This is a genomic window from Trichococcus palustris (genome assembly GCF_900114465.1).
Classification (GTDB): Bacteria; Bacillota; Bacilli; order Lactobacillales; family Aerococcaceae; genus Trichococcus; species Trichococcus palustris.
The window spans coordinates 1-7304 of record NZ_FOTD01000037.1; the positions used below are offsets into that span (position 1 = coordinate 1).

The 7304-nt window shown below is 43.4% G+C and carries 3 protein-coding genes, 1 tRNA gene, 1 pseudogene and 1 riboswitch; of the genes and pseudogenes, 2 read left to right on the forward strand and 3 right to left on the reverse strand.

Features of this window, described 5'->3' with window-relative positions:
- On the reverse strand, nt 1-2544 hold a 2544-nt coding region (locus BM101_RS14490; protein WP_093399876.1), incomplete at its 3' end, for a LysM peptidoglycan-binding domain-containing protein.
- A gap of 569 nt (nt 2545-3113) precedes the next feature.
- Here BM101_RS14490 and BM101_RS13350 point away from each other — a divergent pair.
- Together BM101_RS13350 and BM101_RS13355 are read left to right on the forward strand one after the other, a co-directional pair.
- The gene (locus BM101_RS13350; protein WP_245825642.1) at nt 3114-4106 is read left to right on the forward strand and encodes a TIGR01212 family radical SAM protein; all 993 of its coding nucleotides are present in this window, start codon (nt 3114-3116) and stop codon (nt 4104-4106) included.
- Nucleotides 4066-4593 (forward strand): annotated as a pseudogene (locus BM101_RS13355) (class I SAM-dependent methyltransferase). Before BM101_RS13350 ends, BM101_RS13355 begins: the two are co-directional and overlap by 41 nt.
- A gap of 225 nt (nt 4594-4818) precedes the next feature.
- Here BM101_RS13355 and metK read toward each other — a convergent pair.
- Together metK and BM101_RS13370 are read right to left on the reverse strand one after the other, a co-directional pair.
- Complete coding sequence (metK, locus tag BM101_RS13360) at nt 4819-6012, reverse strand: methionine adenosyltransferase (protein ID WP_087032078.1); 1194 nt, start codon at nt 6010-6012, stop codon at nt 4819-4821.
- Nucleotides 6010-6089: riboswitch (SMK box riboswitch) on the reverse strand. (Overlaps the previous gene by 3 nt.)
- Before the next feature lie 1143 nt (nt 6090-7232).
- A tRNA-Glu gene (locus BM101_RS13370) sits at nt 7233-7304 on the reverse strand.

The following is a 7304-nucleotide window of genomic DNA, read 5'->3' on the forward strand; positions in this document are numbered from 1 at the left end:
CGGTGTGTTTGTAACGGTTTTGTTCAACGTCAATGTTTGGCCCGGCAAGATGACGTCCGACGTCAAATTGTTCAAGGTTTTCAATTCCGTTACCGATAAGCCGTTCGCACTAGCCAGCTTCCAAAGCGTATCGCCAGATGCTACCGTTACGGTCGCTTTGTTCGTGGACACCGGCGTGGTCGTCGGTGTTGTTGCAGCCGGTGTGTTTGTAACGGTTTTGCTCAAGGTCAATACTTGGCCCGGCAAAAGGACGTCCGAAGTCAGATTGTTCAAAGTTTTCAATTCAGCTACCGACATGCCGTTTGCGCTCGCCAGTTTCCAGAGTGTATCCCCGGATGCCACCGTTACGGTACCACTGACTGTAGTTGGAACAACCGCTGTTGAAGTTGTACCATTGATATAATTCAATGGATTCACCACACTGCCGTTTTCCTGAACTTCAAAGTGTAAATGGACGCCGGTCGAGTTCCCGGTTGTCCCCATCACCCCGATTTGTTGCCCTTTGCTGACAGTCTGACCTGGTTTCACCAAAAGGCCGGACTGCATGTGCGCATAGAGTGTTTTCACGGTCACACCGTTGATGGTGCCGTGATTGATCACTACGTAATTACCATAACTGTAGTGGTATGCGGCCACTTCCACAGTGCCCGATTGTGCGGCTGAAATAGCTCCGCTGCCGGCAATGTCCAACCCGCGATGGAAATCAACTGCTCCAGTGAACGGATCGGTGCGATTGCCAAAAGGTGACGAGATATAACCGTTCGCCGGTTTGATGAATGCACCTGAAGCAGCAGTAGTCGTATTGGTCACTACGGTTGGCGTTGTCGTTTGTCCTGAAACTGTCCCATTCAGGGTCAATACTTGTCCGGAGTAAATATTATCCGAGGACAAATTATTCAGCGATTTCAGCGTTGCCACAGAAATGCCGTTGCTGCTGGCTATTTTCCATAAAGTATCGCCGCTTGTTACCGTATAGCTTTTAGTTGCGGTAGTATTCGCGGTAGTTGTTTGGTTAGTATCCTTTATAACCTCTGTAACGGTTGTTCCGGCTGTACCCAATGAAAGTGTTTGCCCCACTAGAATGAGATCGCTAGTCAAAGAATTGCGTTCTTTCAATTGGCTGAGCGTTAGTCCATTCGCAGTTGCTATTTTATAAAGGGTATCCCCTGCTTTGACGGTATAGGAACCCGCAGAAGCGGAAGGATTTGTTTGTTGTGTTTCCTTATTTACCTCAGTTGGCTGCGTTGCTGTTCCGGTTGTTGTGTCTGCTGCTACCTTTATCTTCAGAATTTGCCCTGGATAAATGGCATCAGCTGTCAATGTATTCATTTCTTTCAATTCTGCTAAGGACATGTTATTCGCAGTTGCGATTCGCCATAAGGTGTCCCCTTTAACGACTGTATACGATCCAATCCCGGTTTCCGTTGCCGGTACTGCCGGTGCTTCCACTGGCGTTTCCGTCTCCGAACTAGCTGGGGGAGTTGCAACAACGGTACCAGGATCAACTGTCCCGGTTGCTGTTCCCGGTACTGGCGGTGTTTCAACAACGGTACCAGGATCAGCTGTTCCGGCTGCTGTTTCCGGTACTGTCGGTGCTTCTGCTGGCGTTTCCGTCTCCGAACTAGCTGGGGGAGCCTCAACAACGGTGACAGTCTTAGGAATGATAAGTTGATTCCCCACAAAAATCATGCTGGAATTCAATTGGTTGACTTCCATTAAATCAACCAATTGTACTCCGTATTTTTTAGCTATGGCGTAAAGGGTATCACCCGCTTGAACGATGTGCACCATATTGCTTGCTGCAACCGTAGTGTTTCCGGTTGACGTATTTGTCGTCGTTCCGGTATTCGTCGTTGCATTATCCAAGCTTGCCCCAGAATCATATTGGGACAACCCATATTGTTCAATAATTTTATTTAACTTCGTATTGTAGGCAGTATCCGTGGCATAACGCCCTGTTAAGTAGGCAGTCGCATCTTGATAGGTTGCTGCATTGCTCAACCAAGCACCCGCATAATAATTAGGATTCCAGCTTGTGCCATTTTTAAGCAGATTCGCATAATCCTGTAGAGACTCTGCGTAAGAAGGGTACTTTCTGAAGTCAGCTTGAATTTGATAATAATTTTGGGCGCCGCTGTCTTCGAGAGTGTTCATGTTGACGGTTTCGCCATTATAATCCCCTTTGATCCCGAATAAATTATAATTTGGAGCCGATGCCAACGTGCTCGTTCCCCATCCGCTTTCCAAAACAGCTTGGGCCATCATTACGGAAGCGTACAGATTATTTTGTGCTGCAATGAGTGTAGCTGATGGAATGATTGCATTTAAAAAGGGATTGGTGGAATATGTTTGGACAGTGGTGGCAGTAACCTTATCTGCCTCCGCCGCCAAAACCAATTGAGCTGGTTTTATCAAAGAAGTCATAAAGAGGGATGTACTCAATACTGCAACGCTTTTTTTCATTTTATTATTTGCGTTTATAAAAGAATTGATCAATTGTTCACTTTTCTTATCGCTGATTCGTCTGTTTCTGGATACCTTCAAAATCTGCCACTCCCTATCCCAATATATTGTCTCATTTTATAAGTGTCTCGATTCAAAATTAGCGCCTGTCTTTCACCTATAAAAGTTTAAGAATAATTTAAAATTTCATGATAACATGTTAATTATATGTTTATTTCCGGAACTTTTGAATGTATTTCATAGCTAAATTCAATATTTAACAATTGAAACATTCCTGTAATATTTCGCAACAGAACAATAATGTATCCGTTCTCTTTTCATTATCATTTACAATGCCATCATCACCCGAACGGATGCTTCGACAGCTGTCATTTGCTACCCCTAAAACCGTTAGCGATACCGCCATTTTGATCGTTTGCAATCAAGTTTTTCAGCCTTCTGCACATGAGTGGTATCTTTTCATTTGATCATGCCCGGCGCGGCGAAACGCTCAAGCCTTCGTTCACCAATCCGGAAAATGGCGGTAACGGTTTCGCCATTCAATTTCAGTGCTTGCTCCTTTACACCCTTTTTACAATTCCACAGAGGAATCCTAAAATGTATACAGTTGGGCGGCAAATCGTGATAAAATGAACGCTGAGGTGAAAACATTGACAAATCAATTTTTATTCAGTGATACGGATAAACGTTATCATACATGGAACTACCATTTAAAACAACATTTCGGAGAAAAGATCTTTAAGGTTGCCATTGACGGTGGCTTCGACTGCCCTAACCGTGACGGTACGGTAGCTCATGGCGGCTGCACATTCTGCACGGTTTCCGGTTCCGGCGATTTTGCGCAGGACCGCATCGATCCCCTTCCCGTCCAATTACGGAAAGGCATCGATATGATGCACAAAAAATGGCCAAACGTAAAAAGTTACATCGCCTATTTCCAAAATTTTACAAATACGCATGCCCCGGCAGAAATTCTTCGCCATCGCTATGAACAAGTCGTGAACGAAGAAGGTGTCGTCGGCATCATGATTGCTACCAGACCGGACTGCCTACCCCCTGAAACGATCGCATACTTGGCGGAGCTGAACAAACGATACTACGTATGGGTGGAACTTGGCCTTCAGACAATCCATGAAGAAACGAGCAAAATCATCAATCGCGCGCATAGCTATGATACTTACTTGGAAGCCGTCGCCAATTTAAGGGCGCACAATATCCCGGTTTGTACGCACATCATCAACGGTTTGCCCGGGGAAACGCATGAGATGATGATGGAAAGCGTGAACCGCATCATTCTTGATTCGGATATCCAAGGAATCAAAATCCATTTGCTTCATCTAATGAAAAACACAAAAATGGTCCGCGATTACCATCAAGGCCGACTGAGGCTCCTGGACAAGGATGAATATGTCAGCCTTGTCTGCGACCAACTTGAGGTGATTCCGCAAGACATCATCATTCATCGCATCACCGGTGATGCACCGAGGGATACCCTCATCGGTCCGATGTGGAGTTTAAAGAAATGGGAAGTATTGAATGCCATCGATGATGAATTGAAGCGTCGCGGAACCTATCAAGGCATCCACGATGTAAGAGAAAAAAATGAGAAGATTGTTGCTGTCAGCACTGGAATTCAGTCATAACCTATTGAAGGAAACAGTGCGCGAAGGTGATGTTGTCATCGATGTCACTGTCGGAAACGGCAACGACACAGTCTTGTTGGCTGCTTTAGTCGGTCGGTATGGAAAGGTGATCGGTTTTGATATTCAAAAACAGGCGATTAAAAATACGAAGCAAAAGTTGTTGCTGACTGGTTTATCGCAGCAAGTCACTTTATTTCATCAGGGGCACGAACCCATACCCGAGGTTCTTGGGAATGAGGAGCAGATAGGCGGCATCATTTTCAATTTAGGCTATCTCCCTGGCTCTGACAAGTCCATCATAACCAGAAAAGAGACACCCCTTCAAGCAGTAGCGGCTTAGCTGCCCAGATTAAGGATCGGCAGCTATCTTCTTTTGGTTGTCTACAGCGGGCATCCCGGAGGTATGGAAGAAAAGGATGTACTGGTAGAGTATGGAAAAAACAGTGGATCAGTCACTTTTCAAAGTCCTGCACTGTGGTTTCATTAACCAGGTCAACAATCACCCCTTCCTGATTGCCATCGAGCGGAAAAAAAACTGCCGGAACAGAGCACGAAAACTGATTTCAAGCAACGACTCCTTTGTGGGTCGTTGTTTTTGCTTTCGGCCTACCCTCATCAAACTGTACGTGAAGTTTATACCCATATAACTTGGGTGGGCACATGAATGACAAAAAAACTGCATCCTCCCGGATGCAGTTTTTCATTTGGAATTTTAGTTCGCTTTCACATAAGAAAGCAAAGCTTCGATTTTATCTGTCTTTTCCCAAGTGAAATCAGCGCCATTACGGCCGAAATGACCATAAGCAGCAGTTTTCTTAAAAATAGGGCGACGTAGATCCAGCATTTGGATGATGCCGGCTGGCGTCAGGTTGAAGTTTTCGCGGACAGCTGCAATCAGCAACTCCTCGGAATAATTACTTGTGCCAAAAGTGTCGATTGCGATCGATACAGGTTCTGCAACCCCAATCGCATAAGCCAATTGGATTTCACATTTTGTAGCCAATCCTGCAGCTACAATATTTTTTGCAATGTAACGAGCCGCATAGCTTGCAGAACGGTCCACTTTCGTTGCATCTTTACCGGAAAAGGCACCGCCACCATGGCGTGCATATCCACCGTATGTATCAACAATGATTTTTCTGCCTGTTAACCCTGAATCGCCCTTTGGTCCACCGATAACAAAGCGGCCAGTCGGGTTAATATAGTATTTTGTTTCATCATCTAGCAATGATTCATCAATGACTTTACTGATAACATGTTCCTTGATGTCTTTTTTCAATTGTTCTAAAGTCACATGTTCATCATGTTGCGTACTTAAAACGATTGTATCGACACGTTTCGGTTTCCCGTTTTCATCATATTCAACAGTAACTTGGGATTTACCGTCCGGTCTTAAATAGTCCAAAGTGCCATTTTTACGGACTTCAGACAAACGTTTCGCCAATTTATGACTCAAGGAAATAGGCAATGGCATCAATTCTTCGGTTTCGTTAATCGCGAAACCAAACATCAAGCCTTGATCCCCTGCTCCGATATCGTTGAAATCTTTTGTGACTTGTTCTCTGCGTTCTAATGATTCATCTACACCTAAAGCGATATCAGCAGATTGTTCATCTAAGGAAACTAACACTGCCAAATTATCAGCATCAAAGCCGAATTTCCCACGTGTGTAGCCAATTTCGGTAACGGTATCGCGGACGATTTGCTGGATATTAACATACGCTTTTGTCGTAATTTCTCCGAAAACGACAACTAATCCTGTATTTACAATTGTCTCGCATGCAACACGAGCATAAGGATCTTCTGCCATAATGGCATCTAGGATAGCGTCACTGATCTGGTCAGCAATTTTATCCGGATGTCCTTCCGTAACAGATTCTGAAGTGAATAATTTTTTTTCTACCATAATTTTCTTTCCCCCACATTCTTTGGTTACAAGGCGTCTTCACGTATTGTGAATCCTATCGGGATATTGCAATTAGCCTTTGAAATGCAACACACCTAATATACGCTGAATCCCATGAAAAAGCAACTATAATCCACTAAAAGTAAATATTTTCTCATTATGCCGGATTTCAGCTAATGTAAACATCATAAGCTACTTTACCGGTTATCTTGACAATGTTCTCGGGTTCCCCTATGATGAAATAAAAATTCGAACGCAATAAATCACAAAAAAAAAGGAAGAGCCTTATGCAAAATTTGAAATCTTACTTTTTGACATTCATGAATCATCCACTGATTACATTGTCAATGAAACCAATCAGCTTCCTGCTTTTCGGGACACTCACCGGAATAACGTTCAATGCTTTGAACGGCGGAATGCTTTTCCTTCTATTATTCTTTTTATTGGCAACTACCACGATGGAAAGCATCCTATCTATGCATGAACGCAAACAATCCCCCCTCCCTGTTAAAGCATTATTTTTTTTCTTATTACTAGCGATCGTTACGCTCGTCTTTGTGTTAAGGGCCTCTAATTGGATTGTTGCGGCCATCTTATTGCTCTACCTCGTCTACTCTATTTTGCAGTATTGCCCCTTCAGTATGACGAACACTTTCTATTCCACTTTGCTGCAACCTTTTTTTAAGGTAGTTATCCTGTCCACCGTGGCCTTTTTTGTTCAGGCTAACTTTATACCCGCAGACTTACTTAGCCAACTTAAACCGATCCTATTCTTCTACTTATTTATGATATTCTACAATCAAAGTCAGGATTTAAGATACCTGCAATCCAGACAGTTGTCCAATGTATTAACGACTTATCAACAAATCATCATCAAATTTTCAAATCCGTTAATCCTTATCTGTTTTTCACTAGCCTACTTATTTGGTTTCGTTACCTTGCTTTCAATCAAAAGTGCTGCTTGGCCCAGCATTCTTTTCTTGCTGTCCATCTTATTCATTTTGCCGTTACTGTATAAAAACGGCACTGTCAAAAAAAGTGAAAATTATTTGTCTAATTATCTCTTTTTTTTCTCCCTTTTCTACTCCCTTCTTTTTGTATCGTAGCAGCTTCAGAATTTTCCCTGACCAAAAAAGCAGCAAAAGTCAGTTCAATGCATTGCTGCTTTTGAAAAAATGTAACAAAAAAGGAACCTTCAAAATGAAAGTTCCTTTTTATTATGATCCGTACGGGAATCGAACCCGTGTTACCGCCGTGAAAGGGCGGTGTCTTAACCGCTTGACCAACGGACC